The organism is Methylomonas koyamae, from assembly GCF_019669905.1.
GTDB lineage: Bacteria > Pseudomonadota > Gammaproteobacteria > Methylococcales > Methylomonadaceae > Methylomonas > Methylomonas koyamae.
The window spans coordinates 2,325,746-2,350,170 of the sequence record NZ_AP019777.1; the positions used below are offsets into that span (position 1 = coordinate 2,325,746).

Annotated in this window: 23 protein-coding genes; 20 read left to right on the plus strand and 3 right to left on the minus strand. The window is 56.4% G+C overall.

Annotated features, from left to right (window positions below):
- Positions 1–5 precede the first annotated feature (5 nt).
- Positions 6–1,649, minus strand: coding sequence for an L-aspartate oxidase (gene nadB / locus MKFW12EY_RS10665; RefSeq protein WP_245006494.1), 1,644 nt, complete (start codon positions 1,647–1,649; stop codon positions 6–8).
- 138 nt (positions 1,650–1,787) lie between these two features.
- On the opposite strand from nadB, the gene rpoE reads away from it, so the two are divergent.
- Genes rpoE through MKFW12EY_RS10710 form a run of 9 tightly spaced genes read left to right on the plus strand, consistent with a single transcriptional unit; the run spans position 1,788 to position 9,847 of the window.
- Entirely contained in the window at positions 1,788–2,378 is a 591-nt protein-coding gene (gene rpoE / locus MKFW12EY_RS10670; protein ID WP_064021531.1) for an RNA polymerase sigma factor RpoE, read from the plus strand.
- 10 nt (positions 2,379–2,388) lie between these two features.
- Positions 2,389–2,895 (plus strand): sigma-E factor negative regulatory protein, encoded by a 507-nt coding sequence (locus MKFW12EY_RS10675; RefSeq protein WP_054760348.1) that lies wholly within the window; start codon positions 2,389–2,391, stop codon positions 2,893–2,895.
- A 4-nt stretch (positions 2,896–2,899) separates the two neighbouring features.
- Complete coding sequence (locus MKFW12EY_RS10680) at positions 2,900–3,841, plus strand: MucB/RseB C-terminal domain-containing protein (protein ID WP_054760346.1); 942 nt, start codon at positions 2,900–2,902, stop codon at positions 3,839–3,841.
- 39 nt (positions 3,842–3,880) lie between these two features.
- Positions 3,881–5,284 (plus strand): DegQ family serine endoprotease, encoded by a 1,404-nt coding sequence (locus MKFW12EY_RS10685; RefSeq protein ID WP_054760344.1) that lies wholly within the window; start codon positions 3,881–3,883, stop codon positions 5,282–5,284.
- A gap of 13 nt (positions 5,285–5,297) precedes the next feature.
- Positions 5,298–6,206 carry a cysteine synthase A gene (gene cysK / locus MKFW12EY_RS10690; protein ID WP_221054515.1) on the plus strand — a complete coding sequence of 303 codons (909 nt, stop codon included), beginning with the start codon at positions 5,298–5,300 and terminating at the stop codon, positions 6,204–6,206.
- Between the two features lie 40 nt (positions 6,207–6,246).
- Positions 6,247–7,494 (plus strand): hypothetical protein, encoded by a 1,248-nt coding sequence (locus tag MKFW12EY_RS10695; protein ID WP_054760342.1) that lies wholly within the window; start codon positions 6,247–6,249, stop codon positions 7,492–7,494.
- Positions 7,487–8,548, plus strand: a complete 1,062-nt coding sequence (locus MKFW12EY_RS10700) for a hypothetical protein (RefSeq protein ID WP_221054516.1) — start codon at positions 7,487–7,489, stop codon at positions 8,546–8,548. Before MKFW12EY_RS10695 ends, MKFW12EY_RS10700 begins: the two co-directional genes overlap by 8 nt.
- A complete protein-coding gene (locus tag MKFW12EY_RS10705) occupies positions 8,535–9,251 on the plus strand; it encodes a hypothetical protein (protein WP_054760391.1) in 717 nt (238 codons plus the stop codon). The genes MKFW12EY_RS10700 and MKFW12EY_RS10705 overlap by 14 nt, the downstream gene beginning before the upstream one ends.
- Before the next feature lie 53 nt (positions 9,252–9,304).
- Positions 9,305–9,847 (plus strand): hypothetical protein, encoded by a 543-nt coding sequence (locus MKFW12EY_RS10710; RefSeq protein WP_054760340.1) that lies wholly within the window; start codon positions 9,305–9,307, stop codon positions 9,845–9,847.
- Here the strand turns inward: MKFW12EY_RS10710 and MKFW12EY_RS10715 are convergent.
- Together MKFW12EY_RS10715 and MKFW12EY_RS10720 are read right to left on the minus strand one after the other, a co-directional pair.
- The gene (locus MKFW12EY_RS10715) at positions 9,844–10,758 is read right to left on the minus strand and encodes a carbohydrate kinase family protein (protein WP_221054599.1); all 915 of its coding nucleotides are present in this window, start codon (positions 10,756–10,758) and stop codon (positions 9,844–9,846) included. The two genes, MKFW12EY_RS10710 and MKFW12EY_RS10715, sit on opposite strands and share 4 nt — an antisense overlap.
- Before the next feature lie 19 nt (positions 10,759–10,777).
- A complete protein-coding gene (locus tag MKFW12EY_RS10720; RefSeq protein WP_054760389.1) occupies positions 10,778–12,253 on the minus strand; it encodes a RimK family protein in 1,476 nt (491 codons plus the stop codon).
- 108 nt (positions 12,254–12,361) lie between these two features.
- Here MKFW12EY_RS10720 and MKFW12EY_RS10725 point away from each other — a divergent pair, with 108 nt between their 5' ends.
- The 11 genes from MKFW12EY_RS10725 to bamC all read left to right on the plus strand — a co-directional run bounded on the left by MKFW12EY_RS10725 (position 12,362) and on the right by bamC (position 24,343).
- Positions 12,362–13,453, plus strand: coding sequence for a DUF2817 domain-containing protein (locus MKFW12EY_RS10725; protein ID WP_054760338.1), 1,092 nt, complete (start codon positions 12,362–12,364; stop codon positions 13,451–13,453).
- The gene (locus MKFW12EY_RS10730) at positions 13,450–14,550 is read left to right on the plus strand and encodes a GNAT family N-acetyltransferase/peptidase C39 family protein (RefSeq protein WP_054760336.1); all 1,101 of its coding nucleotides are present in this window, start codon (positions 13,450–13,452) and stop codon (positions 14,548–14,550) included. Before MKFW12EY_RS10725 ends, MKFW12EY_RS10730 begins: the two co-directional genes overlap by 4 nt.
- 86 nt (positions 14,551–14,636) lie before the next feature.
- The gene (locus tag MKFW12EY_RS10735; protein WP_172680242.1) at positions 14,637–14,801 is read left to right on the plus strand and encodes a hypothetical protein; all 165 of its coding nucleotides are present in this window, start codon (positions 14,637–14,639) and stop codon (positions 14,799–14,801) included.
- A 108-nt stretch (positions 14,802–14,909) separates the two neighbouring features.
- Positions 14,910–16,094, plus strand: a complete 1,185-nt coding sequence (alaC, locus tag MKFW12EY_RS10740; RefSeq protein ID WP_064021544.1) for an alanine transaminase — start codon at positions 14,910–14,912, stop codon at positions 16,092–16,094.
- A 36-nt stretch (positions 16,095–16,130) separates the two neighbouring features.
- On the plus strand, positions 16,131–17,441 hold the full coding sequence (locus MKFW12EY_RS10745; RefSeq protein WP_064026950.1) for a homoserine dehydrogenase: 1,311 nt from the start codon (positions 16,131–16,133) through the stop codon (positions 17,439–17,441).
- 3 nt (positions 17,442–17,444) lie between these two features.
- Positions 17,445–18,539, plus strand: a complete 1,095-nt coding sequence (gene thrC, locus MKFW12EY_RS10750; protein WP_221054517.1) for a threonine synthase — start codon at positions 17,445–17,447, stop codon at positions 18,537–18,539.
- Between the two features lie 54 nt (positions 18,540–18,593).
- Entirely contained in the window at positions 18,594–20,339 is a 1,746-nt protein-coding gene (gene recJ / locus MKFW12EY_RS10755; RefSeq protein ID WP_221054518.1) for a single-stranded-DNA-specific exonuclease RecJ, read from the plus strand.
- Between the two features lie 8 nt (positions 20,340–20,347).
- Entirely contained in the window at positions 20,348–21,889 is a 1,542-nt protein-coding gene (locus MKFW12EY_RS10760) for an ArnT family glycosyltransferase (RefSeq protein ID WP_054760387.1), read from the plus strand.
- A gap of 28 nt (positions 21,890–21,917) precedes the next feature.
- A complete protein-coding gene (locus MKFW12EY_RS10765) occupies positions 21,918–22,568 on the plus strand; it encodes a phosphatase PAP2 family protein (RefSeq protein ID WP_245006495.1) in 651 nt (216 codons plus the stop codon).
- Positions 22,569–22,730: 162 nt separating this feature from the next.
- On the plus strand, positions 22,731–23,612 hold the full coding sequence (gene dapA, locus MKFW12EY_RS10770) for a 4-hydroxy-tetrahydrodipicolinate synthase (RefSeq protein ID WP_221054519.1): 882 nt from the start codon (positions 22,731–22,733) through the stop codon (positions 23,610–23,612).
- Positions 23,609–24,343 carry an outer membrane protein assembly factor BamC gene (bamC, locus tag MKFW12EY_RS10775; protein WP_221054520.1) on the plus strand — a complete coding sequence of 245 codons (735 nt, stop codon included), beginning with the start codon at positions 23,609–23,611 and terminating at the stop codon, positions 24,341–24,343. Before dapA ends, bamC begins: the two co-directional genes overlap by 4 nt.
- The last annotated feature ends 82 nt before the right edge of the window (positions 24,344–24,425 follow it).

Here is a 24,425-nt window from a genome sequence, read left to right on the forward strand (position 1 = left end):
CAGAGCTATCGCTTGGCGCTTGAGTTGTCGGGGGTCAGAATGGTATTAGCCGGAGTGCGGCTGTCGTCCGGGGTGGGGTAGTCTTTGGTGTAATGCAGGCCGCGGCTTTCCTTGCGCTGTTGGGCGCAGCGAATGATCAGTTCGGCAACGATGACCAGATTGCGCAGTTCCAACAGGTCGCTGGTGATGCGAAACTGGCCGTAATATTCCGCGATTTCGTCTTTCAGCAGCACTAGTCGATTCATCGCTCGTTCCAGGCGCTTGTTGGTGCGAACGATACCGACATAGTCCCACATAAAGCGGCGCAATTCGTCCCAGTTGTGGGCTATCACCACTTCCTCGTCCGAGTCGCTAACTTTGGATTCGTCCCAGGCGGGTAACGCCGGCGGTTCCGGTAATTGGTCGAAAATTCGGCGGATATCCTGGTTGGCTTGCTCGGCGAACACCAGGCATTCCAGAAGCGAGTTACTAGCCATGCGATTGGCACCGTGCAGGCCGGTGCAGGCAACTTCGCCGATGGCGTATAAACCCGGAATGTCCGTGCGGGCGTTGGCGTCGGTAACGACGCCGCCGCAGGTATAATGCGCGGCCGGTACCACCGGAATCGGTTGCTGGCTGATGTCGATGTCCAGCTCTAGACACTGCGTGTAAATGGTCGGGAAGTGTTTTTGGATGAATTCCCTGGATTTATGGCTGATATCCAGATAGACGCATTCGATGCCGTGTTTCTTGATTTCGCTGTCTATGGCTCTGGCGACGATGTCGCGGGGCGCCAGCTCCATGCGGTCGTCGTAGCGGCGCATGAAGCGCTCGCCGTCGGGTAAGATCAAATGGCCGCCTTCGCCGCGCACTGCCTCGCTGATCAAAAAGGAGCGGGCGGTGGGGTGGTACAGGCAGGTCGGATGAAATTGCATGAATTCCATATTTGCCACTCTGCAGCCGGCCCGCCAAGCCAAGGCGATGCCGTCGCCGGTGGAGATGTGCGGATTGGTCGAGTACAGATAGACCTTATTGGCACCGCCCGTGGCCAGCACCACAACTTTGGCGGCAATCGTCTTAATTTTTCCGGATTTGTTGTCGAGAACGTAGGCGCCGCATATGCCTTGCCGCTCGGCACCCAATTTGGCTGCCGTGATCAACTCCACCACGTTATGCTGTTCCAGCAGGCTGATATTGGCATGGGCCTGGGCGCGTTCGATCAGCGACAGCGATACGGCTTTGCCGGTGGCGTCGTCGCTGTGTACGATACGGCGATGGGAATGGCCGCCTTCTCGGTTAAGATGTAACTGTTTGACGCCGTCGGCGTCGCGCTCTTCGGTAAAGTTGACGCCCTGAGAGCGCAGCCATTCGATGCTTTTTCGGCCTTGGGCGACGGTAAGGCGGACAATGTCCGGATCGCACAGGCCGGCTCCGGCAATTAACGTATCTTCGATATGCGATTCGATCGAGTCGTAGCGGTCGTCGAATACTGCCGAAATCCCGCCTTGGGCATAGTAGGTGCTACATTCGGTCAACGCGAATTTAGCCAGTACCGCAACCTTGTAGCGGTCGGCCAAATGCAGTGCCAGACTGAGTCCGGCGCCGCCGCTGCCGGCAATCAAGATGTCGTAATAGGGTTTGGCGCTTATGGCGGTGTGGCTGTTAGTCAAGGTCGTCAAATCGGTCAGCGAAAGTAAAAGTTCAACCCGGCCGCGAATAATATCTCGTTTTACCGGCCCGGTAATTTTTTTTGTAATGCCAGAACTAATAAGGTTTAATTCTGTCCACTTCAGCAGAAAAATAGAGCAGTGAACGAACAAATAAGCACCACCGAAGATGTCGATCAAAGCCTTGTGCACAGAGTGCAGCAGGGCGACAAAGCGGCCTTCGATCTTCTGGTTTTAAAGTACCAGCACAAGATCGTCCACTTGGTGAATCGTTATGTCAAAGACCCAAGTGAAGCGCAGGACGTGGCCCAGGATACCTTCATCAAGGCATATCGGGCTTTGGGAGATTTTCGCGGTGAAAGCGCGTTCTACACTTGGCTGTACCGGATCGCGATAAACACGGCGAAAAATTATCTTTTGTCGCGTTCCCGCCGCCATTTTGACTACGAGATCGACGTTCAAGATGCGGAGCAAGTGGAAAACGCTCCGCAGCTAAAAGATATAGAAACGCCCGAGCATCAGCTGATGAACGAGCAAATCGTTGCGGTGATTAAATCCGCAATCGAAAATTTACCGGAAGAAATGCGGATTGCAATCACGCTCCGAGAATTCGAAGGGATGAGCTATGAAGAAATAGCGGAGGCTATGGACTGCCCGATAGGCACAGTGCGTTCGCGGATTTTCAGAGCGCGCGAAGCCATTGACCAAAAATTAAACCCGTTGCTCGACTAAAGGTGTATCGATGCAAGAACAAATTAACCAAAAACTGTCCCAATTCATAGACGACGAACTGGATGCCGCGCAATCTCTGGAGCTATTGGCAGCGATTCGTGAAGACGATGCGCTGCAGGAGAAGTTGCGGCGCTACCAAATCGCCAGCCAAATATTGAAGAGTAACGAATACTCGGCGGTGAATCGCGATTTTGCCGATAAAATCCACCAGCAACTCCGTCAAGAGCCGATTTATTTCATGCCGCGGCCGAAAATCAATCCGGTCAATTGGCAGAAAGCCGGGCTCGCGGTTGCGGCCTCCCTCGTGCTTGCGGTGGTCTGGCTGGCCAGTAAAGTCGAACCAAGGCAAAGCAATCCTTTTAACTCAGTTGGCGTCGTGGCCCACAGCGGAACATCGGCCGACGACATGCACGCCCGTTTCAAGGATTATCTGCAAGCTCACGACAATACGCTTTACGTTAATACGGTGCAGGCGGCGCAACCTTATGCGCGGGTGGTCGGCTATCCACAGGAATAGGGACGTGAGAGTATTACTGGCATTTATTATCGGCTTTATCAGCGCGACCGCTGGGGCCGAAAGTCTTACCGCGGTGCAATGGTTGGACAAAATGAATCTGGCGATGAAGACCCTGAACTACCAGGGGACCGTGATTTTCATGAAAAACGGCCAGATAGAAACCATGAAATACCGGCATAGCGTCGACCACGGCGTCGAGCAGGAGCGCTTATCCTCGTTGAACTCGCCGATGCGGGAAGTGACGCGAAAATCCAACGAAGTGACGTGCATATTTAAGGAAACCAGCGAAAAGGTGATAAACCATCATCCGCTGGACAGTTCGTTTATCATCAACATGCCGAGTAGTCCGGCGTCCTTGGAAAAATCTTACAGTTTGGAATTGGCCGGCCAGGAGTCGGTGGCGATGCTACCGGCGCAAATCGTCGCTGCTCAACCGAAGGATGGCCTGCGCTACCCCAGAAAAATTTGGATAAACACACAAAATTTTCTGCCGTTGAAAGTCGAAATTTATGCCCTGGAGGGGCATGCTCTCGAACAAGTGATGTTTACCGAGCTAAACACGCAAACCGTTGCCGAAGCGCCGGCCGGCAACGACGCAAGCGATAAGTTCCACACCAAACACATACATAGCGCTCAAGCCGAGCCTTTGGACCAAGCCACTTTCATTCTGAATCACCGGCCGGAAGGCTTCGAGCCGGTGTTTTTTATACGAAATTCGATCCAACAGTCGCAAAAAGCCGTAGACCATTTGTTAATGAGCGACGGCTTTTCGACCGTTTCAGTGTATTTGGAGTCCAAAGAGTCCGAAGGCATCGAAGGTCTGCATAGCCTGGGATCGGTAAATTCTTTCAGCAAAGTGATAGACAACACGCAGATCACCGTGCTCGGCGAAGTGCCGGCGAAAACCGTCGAATTGATTGCCGACGGTATCGCACTGCGCCATTAACCGTCTTTTTACATTTCAATTCGTACGTTTGGAGATTACATGCTTAATAAGCTGTTTTATGGAATTCTTATAATGTTGTTGGCGGTTAACCCCGGTTACGCCCAATTGCCCGATTTCACGGAAATGGTGAAAACCAACGGCGATGCCGTGGTCAATATCAGCACCACCCAAAAAGCGCCCGATGCCCAAGCCGGGGCCGATCCGCAGCAAATGCCGCAAGACATGCCGCCGGAAATGGAGGAATTCTTCCGCCATTTTTTCCAGGGGCCGGGCCGCGGCTATACGCCGCGGGAAACCAATTCGTTGGGTTCCGGGTTCGTCATCTCCCGTGACGGCTATATTCTGACCAACCATCACGTCGTGAATAATGCCTCGGAGATTGTGGTCAAGCTGAAGGACCGCCGCGAATTGATCGCCAAATTGATCGGTTCGGACGAGAGTACCGACGTGGCGTTATTAAAAGTGGAAGCCAAAGATCTGCCGGTCGTCGAAATCGGTGCGCCGGACCAATTGCAGGTCGGCGAATGGGTATTGGCGATCGGTACGCCCTTCGGTTTCGACCAGTCGGTTACCGCCGGTATCGTCAGCGCCAAGGGCCGCAGTCTGCCGGACGGCAACTATGTGCCGTTTATCCAAACCGACGTGGCGATCAACCCCGGCAACTCCGGCGGACCGCTGTTCAACATGCAGGGTAAGGTGGTCGGCATCAATTCGCAGATTTACAGCCGCTCTGGCGGTTACATGGGATTGTCGTTTGCGATACCGATAGACGTGGCGATGAACGTCGTCGAGCAAATCAAATCCAAGGGCAAGGTATCGCGCGGCTGGTTGGGCGTACAAATTCAGGACGTTACCCGGCAACTGGCGGAGTCGTTCGGCATGGACCGTCCGCACGGGGCCTTGGTGTCAAAAGTGATTCCCGGCGGTCCGGCCGAGAAAGCTGGCATACAGATCGGCGACATCATCGTCGAGTTCAACGGCCAAATCATCGAAACTTCCGGCGAACTGCCGCCGCGAGTGGGTATGACGCCGGTCGACGAGAAAGCCAAAGTCAAAATTATTCGCCAGGGCGACAAACAAGACATTACGGTAAAAATTGGCTTGTTGCCGGCCCAGCAGGGCATGGCGTCTGCAGGCCCTTCAGCGGCCCCGGAAACCGCAGTCAACCGCTTGGGACTCGCGGTGGCGGATCTGACCGCGGAACAGCGCCAACAATTGCAGGTGGAAAAGAATGGGGTGCTGGTACAGAAAGTAGGTAAAGGCATTGCTTTGGATGCCGGCATTCAGCCCGGCGACGTTATTTTGCGGATTCAAAATACCGTGGTGCGCGACGCAGCGGAATTCAACAGCATCGTCGCCAAATTACCGGTTGATAAATCTATTGCGCTTTTGGTACAACGTAACGGCAGCCCGGTGTTTTTGGCTTTCAAAATCGAAAAATAATTGAGGTGACTCAATGCCTGCCGCCAGTAATGTAACCCAATTGATCGGCAACACGCCGCTGGTTAAATTGCATAGAGTTGTACTGGAAAACTCGGCGACGGTATTGGTCAAATTGGAGTCAAGAAACCCTGGCGGGTCGGTCAAGGACCGTATCGGTCTGGCGATGGTTCAGGCGGCGGAAAAAAGCGGGCAATTGCGCGGCGGCGGTATTATCGTCGAACCTACCTCGGGTAATACCGGTATTGCCTTGGCGATGGTGGCCGCGGCGCGCGGCTACCGTTGTATTTTGACGATGCCGGAGACCATGTCGGTCGAGCGGCGCCAGCTACTAGCGCTTTACGGCGCCGAAATTGTGTTGACGCCGGGCGCGGAGGGGATGAAGGGGGCGATAGCCAGGGCACTGGAAATCGTTGCCGACCATCCCGGTTCGTACATGCCGCACCAGTTCGAAAATCCGGCCAATCCCGAGGTGCACCGGCAAACCACGGCACAGGAAATCTGGTCCTCCACCGACGGTCAAGTCGATGCTTTCGTCTGCGGTGTCGGTACCGGCGGAACCATTTCCGGCGTGGCCGACGTGATTAAAAACCGCAATCCGCAGTTCAAGGCGATTGCCGTGGAACCGGCCGAGTCGCCGGTCATCTCCGGCGGCAACCATTCGCCGCATAAGATTCAGGGAATCGGCGCCGGTTTCGTACCGAAGAATTTGGAAGTGGATTTGTTGGACGGCATCGAACTGGTCAGTACCGAGGAGGCCTTTGCGATGCGCAAGCGCTTGATCGAGGAGGAAGGCATCATGGCCGGCATTTCGTCCGGCGCCAGCGTTTGCGCTGCCGTTAGAGTGGCGGCGCAACTGGGCCCCGGAAAAACCGTTGTCACCATCGTCCACGACACCGGCGAACGTTATCTCAGCATGAGTTGAATCCTCCTTTCGTTCCTCGCTGGGCATTAGAACAATAATTATGAACGACACCAGCAGCAAACACCCGCCCGGCGGCCCCGGCTATTTTCTGAATCGGATTCAGACCCTATTCGTCAGCATGCTGCGCATCTGGACGATACCCATCGTACTGATGCTGAGCGTCTCGTCCGGTTTTACGACTTATTACGGCCTGTCGCATTTCATCACGCCATGGATCGCGCTGGTCATCACCGTCGCGATTCAATCCATCATCGTGATTTGTTCGTTAGAGATGGCCGGCATCCACTGGAAAGCCAACCGGGTCCGTTACTTTTCTGTGGTGGCGTCGTTGGCGGTGGCGATCGCCGCTTCGATCACTTTTTCCTATTTCAAGTTTTACGAGATATCCGAGCGCGAAACGCTGCACATCGACCGGCTGAACCAGTTGCGCCAGCAAACCAAGGATTATCTGGATGCGGTATTGCAGATCAAGAGCCAAATTGCGCTGCAACAAAAACAGGATTTGGACAAAGCTTCGCTGGACGCCAGCCAAGCCTATTTCGGCACCCATAACCAAATCGGACCCGGTTACAAAAACCAGGTCGGAGAAGGCCCGTTCTGGCGGCGTTACAACCAGATTTACCAGGAAAAAAAGCAGGCGGTTCAACAGCAGGAACAAGCTTTCCGCGAGTTGGACGAACACATCCGCCAACTGCAATTGCATTTGAACCAGTTGGATGCCAGTCGCGACGAAGCCACTTACGCCCAATTTTTGAAGCACTATCAGGATATCCAGTTGGACGTTAACCAATTGGCCAGCAGCGTTGGGGTTGGCTTGCCCGATGCGCCGTTGTTGATGACCTACAAGCAATTCGTCGAGGATGTGAAGCCGTCGTTTGCGATGTGGCGCGGATTTTCCTGGTTTGCCTTCGCCTGTGCGGCAATGGTGGATTTTTTTACCGTGCTGCTGTCTTACCGGCTGGAGTTCACAGCTCCTGGACCTTTGACGGTGCAGGAGGAAGAATTGGTGTTCGAATGCCTGCGCCAGTTTACCGAATTTCGTATTAACCAGAATGACGAACTGGAAATGGTCATCGAGAAATCCGATCTGGAAAAGGCCCGGCGCTATTCGGATTGGTCGCGCATGTTTGTGGTCGGCCTATTGCTGAGCCGGGGCTTTTTGCGCAAGGTGGACCACCGTAGCGTCGAATTTGCGCCCAATCTGTATCCGCTGGTCGCCGAAAAAATGTCGGACAAAATCGCGGCTTTGAAACAAAAAGCGCTTGCCGCGCCGACCGGCCATGAATAAGCCGCTGTCCGAACTGGATGCCTGGCTTACCGGCAGCGATTTACAGGATGACGTAGGCGCCGATGACGGTTACTGGTTGGCCGGCTTCGATGCCGACCGCCAGGTGGTGCATGTTAAGTTGGGACCCTACCAAAAATTGTATTTGCGGCCCAAGCAATTCACTAGGCGCTTTTACCATACCCTGTATCCGCTGCCGGTCGAGTCCTGGCCTTTCCGCCGGCAAATAAAATTGTTCGAAGATTTTTGCACGCTGGACTTGGCGCTGGATTTGCGGTTTCAGGCGACATTCGATTACGTACTGAAAAACGCCGAATTGTTGCCGGATATCAATGCCCACATTCGCGCCATCTACGCCGCGTTAATCGACGATGCCGTCAATCTGGAATTGCAGGGTCTGGCCGACGGCGCTTGGCTCAATACCGGTCTGGCCGACGCCGAAAAGCGCATAGCGCAACGCATCAACGAGCTGCTGGCGCAACAGCAAATACAGTGCTTGGCAATCTGTACCCTCAGCGCCGGTTTCGCCGAGTTTCCTGATGTCCAGTTGGGCCGCGATGCCGTTTACGTCAATGTGCTGAAAAAAACCTTCGAATTGAACCAGACCAAAAATCTGGAACTTTCCCGGCAGCAGCGGTTGATCGAAGAAGAGGAAATTCACGAAAAGCGCCAGCAGTTGGAACATTTGCGGCGTATGATCGATCTGGAACAACAGATGCAGGCGCTCGAAGCCGAAAAGCAGCGGCGGTTGGCGGAGGACAAATTCGAGCAATTGGCTCAGCAACTGGCAATCGAAAAACGCCTGCATGCCGAACAACTGCAGCACGATACCGAATTGCAGGAAATGCGCTTCGAATCCGAGCTGATCAGCCAGGAAAAGCGTCAGGCCCGGCAACGTATCACCGAGAGCCGGCAACTGAGCGACCAATTGGCGCACCGGGCGCTATTGCACGAGCAAGAAGTATTAGCCGAACTTCGTATGCGGCAGCGGGCGCAAACTTTGATGCAGGAACACGATTTGGCAGAGCCGACAGGAGGCGAGCATGGAGAGGCTTAATTCGACGCTAGGGGTTTTGGTATTTGCTGTATTGATGGCAATGTTAAGCGCTTGCAGCGTTAACTCGCCGTTGCAGTTTCGCACCGAAATCGATGCACTGGCCGCTTCCGGCGCAACCGTCGGCAACCGTTTCGTGGTCTTGCCGGGCAATCCGGGCGGTAACGAGCAGGATTTGCAATTTATCGAATTCAAAGGTTATGTCGAGAAGGTCCTGGCCAACCGCGGTTTTAACAAAGCGGCGACGCCTCAGGACAGCGATCTGGTGGTATTTCTCGGCTACGGCGTCGGCCAACCGGAAGTTCACCAATACGCCTACGACGTACCGGTCTGGAACGATTGGGGTTACTACTACCCGTACCGTCGCTCGTTTTATTATCGGGGATTTTATCCGGGCTTCGCCGGCGCCGGTTATGCCCAACGCATCGACACCTACACCACTTTTCGCCGCTACCTGACCTTGGAAGCCTGCGAAACCGGGCCGTATTTGGCGCAGCAGCAACGTAAACAGGTATGGAAGACCAGCGTACAGAGCAGCGGCGCCAGCAACGATTTGCGCTTGGTATTTCCCTACATGGCTGCGGCGATGCAGGGCTATATCGGCACCAATACCGGGCATATGGTGACGGTGGATATCGACGAAACCGATCCCTTAGCGCGCAGTTTGTTGGGGCCGCTCCCAGCGACGCCGCTGCCACCGCGTTAGCCAGACTCGATTCGCCGCAGTAAACCAATAATAACGACAATCAGGAGCTCGCCATGAAAAGATCGACACTTTACCGATACGGGTTGGCCATCGCTACCGGTTTGCTGAGCGGAGCCGCGCTTGCCGCCAAATACAATTTGGAGCCCGGCGATGCGGTGCTGACCAATTGCCGCGACATCTACACCAGAGGCGAAATCAAAGCCAAAGTCGACGACGGTTACACCGTACATTTCCCGAAAAACAGCGGGCCTATCCATTGCCCGCCGTTCCGCTGGCATGCGGAGTTTGTATTACCGTTCCAATCGGTGCCGGAGTATCGGCTGCAATTTCTGGGTGGTTTGAAACGCGATATCGTGTTCAAGGTCGGCGAGCCGGTGACGTTTCGGGTGGAAACCGATAAGCGCGTCGTCAAAAACCGGAATTCGATCGATATCGATGCTCAAATCACCGATATCAGCGCCAACGGCGCGATTGCGGTCAAATTGCTCAGTACCGACCCGGAAGCGGCGGCCACGTTCTGGCAATGGATAGGCGGCAATTACGTCGATTTGCGCCACAAGTACCTGGATCTGGAGCGGGACAAGCGTTCCCGCTAAGCCGTGGCTGCCGGACGCCAGCGTTGCAGCAGCGCGAGCTGTTCTTCGCGGCTGGCCAAGCCGGGTCGGGCGCCCATCCGCGTACAGCATAACGCGCCCGCCGCACTGGCGTAACGCAATAGTTCGGGCCAGGCCAAACCCGCGGCCAAGCCGGCGGCAAAGGCGCCGTGAAACGCGTCTCCGGCGCCGGTGGAGTCGATGGCCGCGACCGGCGGTGCCGCCAATTCGCCTTGTTCGTCACCCATGCGCCAAAACAGGCCGCGTTCTCCCAGCGTGATTACCACGCAAGGCGCGATTTCCGCCAACGCCGTTAACGCGTCGTCAACATTTCCCGAATGCTGAACCGCAAATTTTTCCGAACAGACCAAATAATCCACCTTGCCCATCAAGGCTTGGCTGCCGGCGTGTAACGAACCCGCGTCCAGCACCGACGGCACTTCGCTGGCGGCGGCATGTGCCAGCAGTTTTAGCGAGAGGTGCGGCTCGTGGCCGTCGCACAAAATTACTTTCGGCCGGATATCGGCGAAGTCCAGGCTTGCTGCCGGCAATGCAGCGGTATCGCCTTTGTAGTTGATCAACGCGCGCTTGCCGTCGGGTTTGACCAACACCGCCGATAGCGGCGTCGGCGCATCGCCGCGGACGATCCAATCGGTATTTACCGCATAGGATTGCAATTCGCGTAAGTGGCTTTCGCCGTAAACGTCGTTGCCCAAATAACCGCAGAAGCCGGCCCGGTAACCCAGTTTCGCCACGGCGACGGCAGCATTTGCAGCCGGGCCGCCGCCGCAGCCGAGCAAAGCGTCGGCCACGGTTTTTTCGTCGGCTGCAGGATGGTGCGGCACGCTGAACACCAGGTCGTAGCTGGCGTGGCCGACGCAAAGTACATCCAAACAAATCGGTGTCTTTTCCATAGTCATGAGCGGTTAGCGCTTAATCCAGGCCTTTACTGCGGTTCTCCATGCGCCGCAGCAACTCGCCGATAATGGCGCGGTAAAGTTCCTCGCCCAAGTATTTGTCTTCGACGCCGCTGTCGATGCTGGGATTGTCGTTGACTTCGATTACATAGCCTTTACCGTTGATTTCCTTGACGTCGACGCCGTACAGGCCGTTACCGATCGGCTGGGTGGCTTTCAAGGCCGCGTCCAGCACCGGCTTCGGCACTTCGAAGGTCGGTAGCGTGGCGAAGTTGCCGCTGTCGGTGCGGTTGGCGCCGTGGCGGTAAATCTGCCAATGGTTTTTCACCATGAAATAGCGGCAGGCATACAAGGCTTTGTGGTTGAAAATACCGATGCGCCAATCGAAATCGGTATAGAGAAATTCCTGGGCTAGCAATAAGGCCGATTGTTCGAACAGCTCGCCGACCTTGGTTTCCAGCTCGGCCCGGTTATTGACTTTGACGATGCCGCGCGAAAACGAGCCGTCCGGCACTTTGACGACGACCGGAAAACCGGCGATGGCTTCCAGCTTGTCCAGGTGTTCGGTATTGCCTTTGTGCAGTATCCAGGTTTTCGGCGATGGCACTTTATGGGTGCGGAACAGATCGGCCAGATAGACCTTGTTGGCGCAGCGCAGAATCGAGGTCGGATCGTCGATCACCACCAATCCCTCGGCTTCGGCTTTTTTCGCGAAACGGTAGGTATGGTGGTCGATCGCCGTGGTTTCGCGGATGAACAAGCCGTCGAATTCGGGTAGGCGGCCGTAATGGTTTTGCGTGATCAATTCCACGTCGACGCCCATTTGTCGGCCGACGGAAATGAATTTCTTCAACGCGCCGCGGTTGCTGGGCGGCAGAGCTTCCGCCGGATTGATCAAGATCGCCAGATCGAAACGGGCATTCTTGCGCGTCCGGCTTTTGCGCCAGACTTTTTTACTGAAACGGTCCAGCGCCTCGGCGAACAGGGTTTGCATCGCGTCGTCCAAATGGCCGGGCGAAACCGCTTTCAGGTCGGTGATTTGCCATTGCTGCTCCAAGCGCAAGGTGATTTCCAGGATAGGACAGGCGAAGCGTTCGAACAGCAAGCGGGCCAGTTCCTGGAAGGCCGGTTCCGGCGTCGTGCCGAAATAACTGTACAGCCGGTATTCGCCGTCCTTGTGCTGGTGCTTGAAGGCGCGGGCCAGCGGCTGGTTCAAGTCTTCCAACTGCAGCCGGTACAGCGCATTCTTGCCCAGGTCGTTGATGATCTTTACCGAAGGTATCACGTGGTGGCTGCGCGCTTCGGCCAGCAGCGAACAGTAGTAACCGTCGGACAGATAGCTGTAGCTGCTGCACAGGTTGATAACCCGCACCCGCTGGTCGGGATCGGTCTGCTCCATGGCCAGATAGGCCTCGAAACTGACGACTTGCTCGCTGGGGTAGTAGGGGTTCCAGTCGGAAAGGTTGTCGACGACCAGCAGCGTACTTGCCATGTTGCTCAAACTCGGTGGGTTGGGGGAGGCTGAATTTTGAAACCAGACAGGTTTTTAAACAAGGAGTAATATTCGGTTCGTATACATTTCAGCAGGCCATTCAGTTCCATGTCCAACCGCTACGCCGAACTCGACGTCAACGTATTTCCCGCCAGTTATGCCGAAGCCAGACAACGTTGGCTGCAACAAGTGGCGGCGCTCGACTGCCGCAAACAGTTGCAAGCCTTTCCCTGTCCCGGTTTGGGGCCGGACGGCGAAGCGCTAGTAACCGATAGCGTCTGGCTGGGCGATACCGACGCAGCAAACGTCGTGGTCGTACTGGGCGCCACTCATGGCATCGAAGGTTTTGTCGGCAGCGCCGGCCAAATCGATCTGCTCGCTTCTTTATCGGCCGGCCGCGTCGAGATCCCGCAGGCAAGCGCCATTTTGTTGGTGCACGCGTTGACGCCGTGGGGCTATGCCTGGTTGCGGCGTTGCGACGGCGATGGCGTGGATTTGAATCGGAATGCGGTCGACTTCTCCCGGCCGATGCCGGAAAACGCCGATTACAACCGCCTGCGCGAGGCCATATTTCAGCTCGACGCCGAGCAACGCCGCCAGGCATTCGCCGACTACGCGGCGCAATACGGCCGGCAGGCGTTGGAGCAAGGCATCAGCGGCGGCCAATACGCGGATCCAGCGGGGCCGTTCTACGGCGGCCGCGCCCCGGCACATGGCCGCTTGGTCTGCGAAGAACTGATCCGGCGCTACGGCTTGGACCGCCGGCGGCTGGCGGTGATCGATCTACATAGCGGGCTGGGGCCTTACGGTTACGGCGAAATCATTTGCGACCACGATCCGGACAGCCCCGGTGCGGCCGTCGCTCGGGACTGGTACGGCAATTCGGTTACGTTGCCGCTGGCCGGTACCTCGAGTTCGGTACCGAAGCTGGGTTTGCTGGATTATCTGTGGCATGCGGCGATGACGCCGCAAAGCTGCTACGTCACGTTGGAGTTTGGCACTTTCAGTACCGACTGTTTGTTCGAAACCCTGCTGCGCGACCACCTAGTCTGGGCCGAGAGCGGGAACAGCGCCGAGCGCCAAGCGCATAGCCAACTGATGCTGGCGCATTTTTGCCCGGCGGCTAGCGACTGGCGGGAAATGGTGTTGTGCCGCATCCGCCAAGTCATAAGTCAGGCTTTGCAGGGAGTGTCGGCTTGAATATCGAGTTACGGCCGGCGCAACACGCCGATCTGGCGGCTTTAGTCGCTTTGGAAAACGCCAGTTTCAATACCGATAAATTGAGCCGGCGCAGCTTCAAACATTGGTTGGCCAGCGAGCATCGGGCGCTATTGTTGGCCGAATTCGAGGGCCGGCCGGCCGGCTACATCCTAATCATTTACCATCCCGGCACCCGGTTGGCGCGGATTTACTCGTTGGCGGTCGCGCCGCCATTGCGCGGTAACGGTATTGCCAAGGCATTGATGCAGGCCGGCGAGCAAGCGGCAGAAGCCGACGGCCGCCTGTATTTGCGGCTGGAAGTCAGCGTCGATAATTTGCCGGCAATCGGACTTTACGAAACCTTGGGATACAAAAAATTCGGCCTGTACCGCGATTATTACCAGGACCATAAGGATGCCTTGCGCTACCAGAAACGCATTCGCCGTTACCACGACCAGCCGCAGCAACGGCCGGTGCACTGGCTGCGGCAAACTACGCCGTTTACTTGCGGGCCGGCCTCGCTGATGATGGCGTTGCACGCGTTAAACAAACAGTATCTGCCTTCGCGGGAAGAGGAAATCGAAATCTGGCGCGAAGCGACGACGATTTTCATGACTTCCGGCCACGGCGGCTGTCATCCGTTGGGTTTGGCGCTGGCGGCGAAACGCCGGCAATTCGCCGTCGAGGTCTGGATCAACCAGAGCGGCCCGTTGTTTATCGACAGCGTGCGCAGCGAGGACAAGAAACAGGTGGTCGAATTGGTCGACAACCGCTTCAAACAACTGGCGGCCGAGCAGGGCGTCGCCGTGGTTTACGCCAATATTGCCCAGAACGATTTGACCGCGGCGTTCGAAGCGGGCGCGATTCCGTTGATTTTGATCAGCACCTTCGCGATGGACCGCAAGAAAGCGCCGCATTGGGTGGTCATGAGCGGTTTCGATAAAGACTGCCTGTACATGCACGACCCCGATCCGGAAGAGAGCCGGCAGAGCGAGCTGGATTGCCAGTTCATTCCGGTGGCGCGCGAAGATTTCGACAGGATGTGCTGTTTCGGCAAGAGCCGTTTGCGCACCGCAGTGATCGTTAAGGCGCGTTGATCCCGTAACAATTCCACGGCGCATTCTCTTCCAGCGCGGCAGCGGCTAAAATACGCCACTTTCAGCTACCCGCAACCGATACCAAAATGAATCGCCCCGATCGAGACGAACACAAAAAAGTGAAAAATATCGCAGCCGTCGTTTACCTGTTGGTGCTGGGTTTTCTTGTCGGCGGTTCCTACCTGCACCAGCAACACCAGGAAACGGCGCCGGCAAGTTCCGAGCTTGCGGCAAAACCTAAGCCGCAATAACACCCGTTCCCGGATATGGCCCGGCGAATTGACATCGCTTGGCAACAACAGTAACTTAGCCGGCTTTCTCGAAAAAGCCGTTCGCAAAATCTGACTAAAGAGCCGTTAATGGAAGAATTTCACCGCATCAGCCGTCTGCCGCCTTACGTATTCAATATCGTCAATGAACTGAAAGCCAAAGCGCGTGCCGCGGGCGACGATATCATCGACTTCGGCATGGGCAATCCCGACCAACCGACGCCGAAGCACATCCTGGACAAGATGGTGGAAGTGGCGCAACGCGGCGATACTCACCGGTATTCGGTGTCGAAAGGGATCCCGCGCTTGCGCAAGGCGATTTGCGGTTGGTACAAAAGACGTTTCGACGTCGATCTCGACCATAACAGCGAAGCCATCGTCACCATCGGCTCGAAAGAAGGTTTGTCACATCTGGCGTTGGCAACCCTGGGCCCCGGCGACGTGGTACTGGTGCCGAATCCGGCTTATCCGATTCATCCCTACGGCGTAGTCATCGCGGGTGCCGATATTCGCCACGTGCCGCTAACTCCAGGGGTCGATTTCTTTGCCGAACTGCAAAAAGGCATCGACGAGTGTTGGCCCAAGCCGAAAATGCTGATTCTGAATTTTCCGGGCAACCCGACCTGTCAGTGCGTCGAACTGGACTTTTTCGAAAAAGTGGTGGCAATCTGCAAAGAACACAATATCTGGATCGTGCACGACATCGCCTACGCCGACATCGTGTTCGACGGTTACGTGGCGCCGTCGATCCTGCAGGTGCCTGGGGCAAAGGACATTGCGGTCGAGTTCTTTACTTTGTCGAAAAGCTACAACATGCCGGGTTGGCGGATCGGTTTCATGTGCGGCAATCCGACGCTGGTGTCGGCATTGACCCGAATCAAATCTTACATGGACTACGGCGCCTTCACGCCGATTCAGGTGGCGGCGATCACCGCGCTGGAAGGGCCGCAAGATTGCGTGCAGGAAATCTGCGACATGTACAAATCGCGCCGCGATGTGCTGTGCGACGGCCTGAACGCGATGGGCTGGGCGGTCGAAAAACCGAAAGCGACCATGTTCGTTTGGGCCAAAATCCCGGAAGCCTATCGCGAAATGGGCTCGATCGAGTTCGCCAAAAAATTGATTATCGACGCCAAGGTTGCGGTATCGCCCGGCATCGGCTTCGGCCAATTCGGCGACGACCACATTCGCTTCAGCCTGATCGAAAACGAACAACGTACCCGCCAGGCCTTGCGCAGCATGCGTAATATGCTGAAAAAAGACAACGTTGTATAATCGCCCGCCGTTTTGGCTAAACAAAAGGAGTCGGATTTGAAGCCGGTTAGAGTTGGAGTATTGGGGCTGGGCACCGTCGGCGGCGGTACCGTCAACGTGTTAAAACGCAATGCCGAAGAAATTGCCCGCCGCGCCGGCCGCGAAATCGTGGTGACGCGGGCCTCGGCGCGCGATTTGAATCGCACCCGCATCTGCGACACCCAAGGCATCGCCTTGACCGCTGACCCGTTCGAAATCGTCAACGATCCGGAAATCGACGTCGTCGTCGAGCTGATCGGCGGCTACGACTTGGCGAAACAACTCGTGTTGAGCGCAATCGCCAACGGCAAACACGTGGTCACCGCCAATAAAGCCTTGATCGCCTTGCACGGCAACGAGGTATTCGCCGAAGCCAGCAAAAAAGGCGTGATGGTGTTGTTCGAAGCGGCGGTAGCCGGCGGCATTCCGATCATCAAAGCCATCCGCGAAGGCCTGGCCGGTAACCGGATTAAATGGCTGGCCGGCATCATCAACGGCACCGGCAATTACATCCTGACCGAAATGCGCGACAAGGGTCGCGACTTCGACGATGTCTTAAAAGAAGCGCAAGCGCTGGGTTATGCCGAAGCCGATCCGACTTTCGACGTGGAAGGTATCGATGCCGGCCACAAACTGACCATTCTTGCATCAATCGCGTTCGGCATCCCGCTGCAATTCGACAAAGTGTTTACCGAAGGCATTACCAAGATCACCCGCCTTGATGTCGAATACGCCGAAGCCTTGGGTTACCGGATTAAGAATTTGGGCATCGCCCGCAAAACCGAGGAAGGTATCGAGTTGCGCGTACATCCGACCTTGATTCCGAAACGCCGCTTGATCGCCAACGTTGATGGTGTGATGAATGCGGTGCTGGTTTGCGGCGACGCGGTCGGACCTACCCTATATTACGGCGCCGGCGCCGGCGCCGAACCGACCGCATCGGCGGTCGTTGCCGATCTGGTCGATGTGGTCAGAGCGATGACCAGCGATCCGGAAAACCGGGTGCCGCATTTGGCGTTTCAACCGAATGCGATTGCCGACATTCCGGTACTGCCGGCCGAAGCGATCAAAACCGCGTATTACTTGCGCTTGACCGCCGAAGATAAGCCCGGCGTGCTGGCCGATGTCAGCCGAATTTTGGCGGCGCACCACATCAGCATCGAAGCGCTGATTCAAAAAGAGCCGCCGCCAGGCGAGACTTCGGTACCTATCATCATGCTGACCCAGCAGACTCTGGAAAAAGAAATGAACGCGGCAATCGCTGCCATCGAAGCGCTGGCGACCGTCAGCGGCAAGGTGGCACGAATCCGCCTGGAAACTTTAGGATAAACCATGGCACAACCGACACGTTACACCGGCCTGATCGAGCGTTACCGCGACCGTTTGCCGGTCTCGGACGATACCCGAATTATTAGCCTTTGCGAAGGCGACACCCCGCTGATTCAATTGCAAAACATCCCGCGTTTGATCGGCAAGGATGTCGATATTTACGTCAAGTTCGAAGGCCTGAACCCGACCGGTTCGTTCAAGGACCGCGGCATGACGATGGCAGTGACCAAAGCGGTGGAAGAGGGCAGCCAAGCCATCATCTGCGCCTCGACCGGCAACACCTCGGCAGCCGCGGCGGCCTATGCCGTCCGTGCCGGCATCCGCGCTTTCGTATTGATTCCGGAAGGCAAAATCGCACTGGGCAAATTGGCGCAAACCATGATGTACGGCGCCAAGATCATTCAGATCAAAGGTAATTTCGATGCCGGCATGGCCATCGTCAAGGAAATCGCCGACTACGCGCCGGTGACCATCGTTAACTCGATCAATCCCTACCGGCTGGAAGGCCAGAAAACCGCGGCGTTCGAGATCGTCGACGCTTTGGGCGACGCGCCGGACTTCCATTGCTTGCCGGTCGGTAACGCCGGTAATATCACGGCGTATTGGAAGGGCTACAAAGAGTATTCCACCGATAGCGCCACGCATAAAGCCGTGACCAAAAAGCGGCCGGTGATGTGCGGTTATCAAGCTGCCGGTGCCGCGCCGTTTCTGGCCGGCCATCCGATCGAACATCCCGAAACCGTGGCCACCGCGATTCGGATCGGCAACCCGCAATCCTGGGACGGCGCCTGGACCGCGCAAAAACAATCCGGCGGTTGGTTTGCTTCGTTCAGCGACGAACAGATTCTCGCCGCGCAAAAAATGCTATCGGCTTATGAAGGCATTTTTTGCGAGCCGGCATCGGCGACTTCGCTGGCTGGGGCGTTGTTCGACATCGGCAACGGTAATATCCCGGAGGGCAGCACCATCGTCTGCACCTTGACCGGCAACGGCATTAAGGACCCCGACACGGCCATCGCCCAATGCAAGGACGATCTGCCGGTAACGGTGGAAGCCAGCTTGGATGCGGTGAAAAAAGCGATCCTGGACAACATGTGATCCAGGCCATGTTCCCGCAAAAGCCGGCTGCCGCCGGCTTTTTTATGGGCTGATATGTATCTGCAAAGCGTAAAAAAAGTCATCGTTCCACGCCCGGAGTTGGTGAAAAATCCGCATTTCGGCGAAATGGACCCGGTGTTGCAACGGATTTTCAACAGCCGCGGCGTACAGAATGCCGAGCAACTCGATCGCGGTTTGGCGCGGTTGCCGTCGCCGTGGTTGTTGTCGGGTATGAAGGCCATGGCCGAACACTTGCTCGCGGCCTTGGAGCGGCAAAGCAAAATCACCGTGGTGGCCGACTTCGATGCCGACGGCGCCACCAGTTGCGCGTTGGCGCTGAAGGGATTGGCTTTGCTGGGGGCCGAAAATTTGGATTTCGTGGTCCCGAACCGCTTCGAGTACGGCTACGGTTTGACCCCGGAAATCGTCGAGTTGGTCAAACGGCAGAAGCCGGACGTCATTCTTACCGTCGATAACGGCATCTCCAGCATCGACGGCGTCAAAGCCGCGAAAGCCGCCGGCTTTACCGTATTGATTACCGACCACCATTTGCCCGGCGCGGAATTGCCGGCAGCCGACGCCATCGTTAACCCGAACCTGGCGGACGACAAATTTCCCAGTCGGAATATTGCCGGCGTCGGCGTGATGTTTTATATCCTGATGGCGTTGCGGATCCGGTTAAGGGAAACCCATTGGTTCGAAAAACGCCGAATCGCCGAACCCAATTTGGCCCAGCTTCTGGATTATGCGGCTTTGGGCACGGTGGCCGACGTGGTGGCATTGGATCAGGTCAACCGGATACTGGTGCACCAGGGGCTGCTGCGGATTCGTTCCGGCCAATGCCAGCCCGGCATCAAAGCCCTGGTGGAAGTAGCCGGCAAATCGCTATCCGGTATACACGCCAGCGATTTGGGCTTTGCCGTCGCGCCGCGCTTGAACGCCGCCGGGCGCATGGACGATATGACCTTGGGCATCCAGTGCCTGTTGACCAACGACCCCAGTTTGGCGCGGGATATTGCCGAGCAACTGCATGCGTTGAACCAGGACCGCAAGGAAGTCGAAGGTCAAATGAAAACCGAGGCCATGGCGTTACTGGCCGAAATGAAGGCGTTGGACGAGCAGCATGTGCCGGCTGGCGTCTGTCTGTTCGATGCGAATTGGCACCAGGGGGTGATCGGTATTCTGGCGGCGCGGATCAAGGACCGCGTGCACCGGCCGGTGATTGCGTTCGCGCCGGCCGAGAACGGCGATATTAAAGGTTCCGCCCGTTCGATTGCCGGCGTGCACGTGCGCGACGTGCTCAGCGACATCGCCGCCCGGCATCCGCAGATTCTGACTAAATTCGGCGGCCACGCGATGGCGGCCGGCTTGACCATAAAACTGCACGACTATCCGCATTTTGCGCTAGCCTTCGCCGAAACGGTGGCAGGCAAGCTGGAAAACGTCGATCTGCAGCAGAAAGTTTATTCCGATGGCGAACTCGACGAGCGCCATCTGACGCTGGAATTCGCCGAAACCTTGCGCCAGGCCGCGGTGTGGGGCCAAGCCTTTCCGGAGCCCGAATTCAACGGCGTGTTCGACGTGATCCAATGCCGCATCGTCGGCCAGCAGCATTTGAAATTCGTATTACGGCTGCCGTTCAGCGGGCAAATGCTGGATGCGATTGCCTTCTTTGCCGACCACCCGGAAAAATGGCTCGGCTGCCGCAAAATCAATGCGGCGTATAAGTTGGATATCAACGAGTTTCGCGGCCAGCGCAGCCTGCAACTGTTGTTGCATTATCTGGAGAAATTGGAGTGAACCTGCCGATGGCGGAGAAAATTCTACGTTGGATCGAGAATTACCCCGGTGCAGTGATTTTGGCAGCGTTGGTGGTGCGCGGCGGATTTTTGCTGACAAACGGTCTGGATTTGATCGGCGACGAAGCGTATTACTGGGATTGGTCGCGGCGGCCTGATTGGTGTTACTACAGTAAACCGCCGATGGTGGCTTGGTTGATCGGCCTTTCCACTTGGCTGTTGGGCGATTTCACCGCTGCGGTGCGAATGCCGGCGCTGGTGTTGGGGGCTGCGTTTCTGTGGTTTTTTTATGCCACGGCTCGCGCGTTTTATGGCGCCCGTGGCGGCGCCCTGGCCTTATTGTTGGTTTTGGCTACGCCGATCAATGTGCTGGCCAATTTTTTGATGACGATCGATCCGCCGCTGTACTGCTTCTGGATCATGGCGATTTATTATTTGCGCCGCGCACTGTTCGACGGGCAAGCGCGGGCCTGGTTGTGGGCCGGATGCGCCAGCGCCGCGGCTTTGCTCAGCAAGCAGGCGGCATTGGCTTTGCCAGCGATGTTGCTGGCATTTTTATTGACCGATAGCCAGCGCCGCCATCTGTTGAAAAAGGAATTTCCGCTGTATTTGTTGCCGATTTTAATCGCTGCAGTGCCGATCCTGTGGTGGAACCAGCAGCACGATTGGGTCATGTTCGGCCATAGCCGCAGCCATTTCGGCAACCCTGAGCCGGTGCCGCTGACCAAACATCTGCAATGGGCGCGGGATTTTCTGTTGTATCAAGTGTTATTGGTATCCCCGGGCATTTTTGCCTTGCTGCTACTCAGCAGCTTGCGGACGGCGTTCAATTTCGGAAAGCTTGGTGCCGAGCAGCGCTTCCTGTTGCTGATGGGGCCAGCCTTATTGCTGGGCGTATTGTTGTTGAGTTTTCTACAGAAGGCACAGGGCAATTGGCCGATGCCGTTCTATTTTACCGGTCTGATCTTATTAGCCGGCGAACGTTGGGCCGGTTACTGGCATAGAAGTTTTAAATACGCGCTGGCTTTCGGTTTTTTGATGGTTGCGACGACCTATGCTTTACCGATCCTGTTGCAGGCGTTCAATCTGCAAAACACCGCGCTGGATCCGACCAAGCGCTTTAAAAGCTGGCGCGAATTGGCGGTCGATGTGCATTTCGAACGGTTGATCAGCGTGCCGCAAGTCGAAGATACCTTTTTGCTGGCATTGGGTCATCGTTATCTGGCCAGCGAGCTGGCGTTTTACTTGCCGGACCATCCGCGGGCTTACCGCTTCGAAACCAGCGGCGAGGTGTCTAGCCAATACGAAGTTTGGCCGGGGCCTCTGGAATATTTCGGCAAGAACGGCTTTATCATAGCCGAACAAACGGCGGAGTCGGTTCCAGCCGAATTGGTAGGCGCTTTCGAGCGATTCAGGTTTTTAGCGGAAATTGCCAATCCGGATCGGCCCGGCGCCAAATATTATTTGTATCTGGGCGAAAACCTGAAATACTGGCCGGACCCTATCAAGCGGAGAGCGGACAAGGAAAGCTATGTTGCATCGGACAATTAGGCGCGCCCGCCGCGAGCTCGAAATATGGATGATCCTGGCCAGCCTGACCACGCTGCCGTTTTGGTTCAGCGATCTGGATTTGCGTCTGGCCGCTTTGTTTTATCGACCGGACCGGGGCGGCGACGTCTGGCCCTACCAACATTGGGGGCTGTGGGAAGTACTATACGACTACGCTTTTCCGTTTACGGTTTGGTCGGGTATCGTTGCGCTGGCGGTCTATGTCGTCGGCCATTTTAACGCTTACACCCGCCGCTTCCGCTTGCGGGCTTTGTACATCTTGCTGGTGATCGCCATCGGACCGGGCTTGGTGATTAATTTGATAGTCAAAGACCATTGGGGCCGGGCTAGACCTGTGCACGTCACCCAATTCGGCGGCGAATATCAATACACGCCGCCGTTGCAATTCGGCCACACTCCCGACAAATCCTTTGTTTGCGGCCATTGTGCGGTCGGTTATACCTTTTTTGTGCTTTATTTTTTATCACAAAGCCACAAGCTGCTTTATTTCGGCTTGACTTTGGCGCTGGCTTGGACCATGGGCTTGACCCGAATGACATCTGGCGGCCACTTCGTGTCGGATATTTTATGGTCCGGTTATTTGGTATTTCTGGTGGCTTATCTGTTGTATTACGGCTGGTACGTGCGCGCCACAAAATTACATTTACGGTCCAAAAATTGACATCGGCGGTGGACCAAGGCCCGCGCAGTTTTTCGCTTCGCGTCGGCTGCGGCGGCGTTTTCGGTAGCTGCGCATGGACAACGGCCGGTATTAACAGGCTGAGTTTTCAAGGCCGGCTTGGTATAATGGATAGGTTTTAACTCATCTTAACGAGAGATTTGCATGATTCAAGGTAGTATTGTTGCGCTGATTACCCCGATGCTGGAAGACGGTGCGGTGGATGAGGCCAGCTTAAAAAACCTGGTGGAATTTCATATAGAGCAGGGCAGCGACGCATTGGTGGCGGTCGGTACCACCGGCGAATCGGCAACTCTCGACGAAGACGAACATTGCGCAGTCATCAAATTCGTCGTCGATTGCGTAGCCGGCCGGATACCCGTCATCGCCGGCACCGGCGCCAACTGCACCCGCGAAGCGATTCGCTTGACAGAGCGAGCCAAGCAAGTCGGGGCGGACGCCTGTCTGCTGGTCACGCCTTATTACAACAAACCGACTCAGGAAGGCTTGTATCTGCATTACAAGGCAGTGGCGGAGGCGGTGGACATCCCGCAGATTTTGTACAACGTGCCCGGCCGCACCGGGTGCGATTTGCTACCGGAAACGGTAGGTCGATTGTCTAACATAGACAATATCGTCGGCGTCAAAGAGGCCACCGGTAAACTGGAGCGCGTCGAGCAAATCCGCAATCTGGCTGGCGCCGGATTTGCGCTTTACACCGGCGACGACGCCACCAGTTGCGAATTCTGCCTGATGGGCGGCAACGGCAGTATTACCGTGACCGGCAACGTAGCGCCGCGGTTGCTGCATCAGATGTTGGCCGCTGCGCTCCGCGGCGACCGCGCCGAAGCCGAGGCGATAGACGCCCGCCTGGCCGGTTTGCATAGCGCACTGTTCATTCAATCCAACCCAATCCCGGTGAAATGGGCCGTTGCGGAAATGGGCCTGATCGGCAAAGGCATCCGCCTGCCGCTGACCTGGCTCAGCGCGGAGTGTTTCGATACCGTGCGGGCGGCAATGCGGCAAGCCGGCGTTCTGCCCTCATGAAATTAGCGATATTTCCGCGGCTGGCGTTAGCCGGCGCTTTCGTCTGCGGTTTGCCGGCTTGCAGTTACATCAAAAGCTGGTTTCCGGACAAAGAGCGGGATTACCAATTTACCAACGAAATTCCGGAATTGGTGATCCCGGATGATCTGAAACACAAAACCCTGGCGACGCGGCCCGCTACCACGCCGGCACCGGTAGCGGCCGAGGCGGTTGCCTCGGCAACTACGGAAACAAGCGCCGCCAAAGCCGAGCAGGCCGACACCGAAAACCGGGCTTCCGTGCGCTCGGCTAAGGCGGCCGAAACCGCGGAGCCGGCGCCGGCCCCGCGCCCGGCAGGCACGCCCGGCGTCAGCAGTTTGCAAATCGACCAATCCGCTCAGCAAGCCTGGTGGCTGGTGGGCAAAGCTTTGAGCCGGCAAAAAATGGAGGTCGTCGAACGCAACGTCGACAAACGCTATTTCTTCGTCAAATACGACCCGAATGCCGTCAAACCGGAAGACGGCTCGTTTTGGGACGAAATTAACTTCCTGTTCGGCGAAGACCCTAGCCGGGAGCAGGAGTACAGGATTAGCGTCAACGAGCTGGACGCCCAAACGGCCGAAGTCACCGTGCAAGACGAGTCCGGCGTTACGCTGTCCAACGAGGTCGCCACCTCTTTACTCAGATTAATTACCGACGGCATCAAACAGGATTTGTCGGCGGAACCCACGGAAGCGCCGGCCGAGAAATAACCGTCTGCGCCAAATTTGCGTCCGGCGGCCATGCCGGCGCGGCAAGCACCTCTATTTTGCGTTACAAACCTTCGAATTTACT

Bases quoted from the DNA above. Each gene is read 5' to 3' on its own strand.
- MKFW12EY_RS10760 (WP_054760387.1), top strand. From the start codon at position 20,348: ATGGCGGAGAAAATTCTACGTTGGATCGAGAATTACCCCGGTGCAGTG.
- alaC (WP_064021544.1), top strand. From the start codon at position 14,910: ATGGAAGAATTTCACCGCATCAGCCGTCTGCCGCCTTACGTATTCAAT.
- cysK (WP_221054515.1), top strand. From the start codon at position 5,298: ATGCCTGCCGCCAGTAATGTAACCCAATTGATCGGCAACACGCCGCTG.
- dapA (WP_221054519.1), top strand. From the start codon at position 22,731: ATGATTCAAGGTAGTATTGTTGCGCTGATTACCCCGATGCTGGAAGAC.
- MKFW12EY_RS10710 (WP_054760340.1), top strand. From the start codon at position 9,305: ATGAAAAGATCGACACTTTACCGATACGGGTTGGCCATCGCTACCGGT.
- recJ (WP_221054518.1), top strand. From the start codon at position 18,594: ATGTATCTGCAAAGCGTAAAAAAAGTCATCGTTCCACGCCCGGAGTTG.
- MKFW12EY_RS10695 (WP_054760342.1), top strand. From the start codon at position 6,247: ATGAACGACACCAGCAGCAAACACCCGCCCGGCGGCCCCGGCTATTTT.
- MKFW12EY_RS10765 (WP_245006495.1), top strand. From the start codon at position 21,918: ATGATCCTGGCCAGCCTGACCACGCTGCCGTTTTGGTTCAGCGATCTG.
- thrC (WP_221054517.1), top strand. From the start codon at position 17,445: ATGGCACAACCGACACGTTACACCGGCCTGATCGAGCGTTACCGCGAC.
- MKFW12EY_RS10685 (WP_054760344.1), top strand. From the start codon at position 3,881: ATGCTTAATAAGCTGTTTTATGGAATTCTTATAATGTTGTTGGCGGTT.
- MKFW12EY_RS10715 (WP_221054599.1), bottom strand. From the start codon at position 10,758: ATGGAAAAGACACCGATTTGTTTGGATGTACTTTGCGTCGGCCACGCC.
- MKFW12EY_RS10725 (WP_054760338.1), top strand. From the start codon at position 12,362: ATGTCCAACCGCTACGCCGAACTCGACGTCAACGTATTTCCCGCCAGT.
- MKFW12EY_RS10705 (WP_054760391.1), top strand. From the start codon at position 8,535: ATGGAGAGGCTTAATTCGACGCTAGGGGTTTTGGTATTTGCTGTATTG.
- MKFW12EY_RS10735 (WP_172680242.1), top strand. From the start codon at position 14,637: ATGAATCGCCCCGATCGAGACGAACACAAAAAAGTGAAAAATATCGCA.
- MKFW12EY_RS10675 (WP_054760348.1), top strand. From the start codon at position 2,389: ATGCAAGAACAAATTAACCAAAAACTGTCCCAATTCATAGACGACGAA.
- MKFW12EY_RS10700 (WP_221054516.1), top strand. From the start codon at position 7,487: ATGAATAAGCCGCTGTCCGAACTGGATGCCTGGCTTACCGGCAGCGAT.
- MKFW12EY_RS10720 (WP_054760389.1), bottom strand. From the start codon at position 12,253: ATGGCAAGTACGCTGCTGGTCGTCGACAACCTTTCCGACTGGAACCCC.
- bamC (WP_221054520.1), top strand. From the start codon at position 23,609: ATGAAATTAGCGATATTTCCGCGGCTGGCGTTAGCCGGCGCTTTCGTC.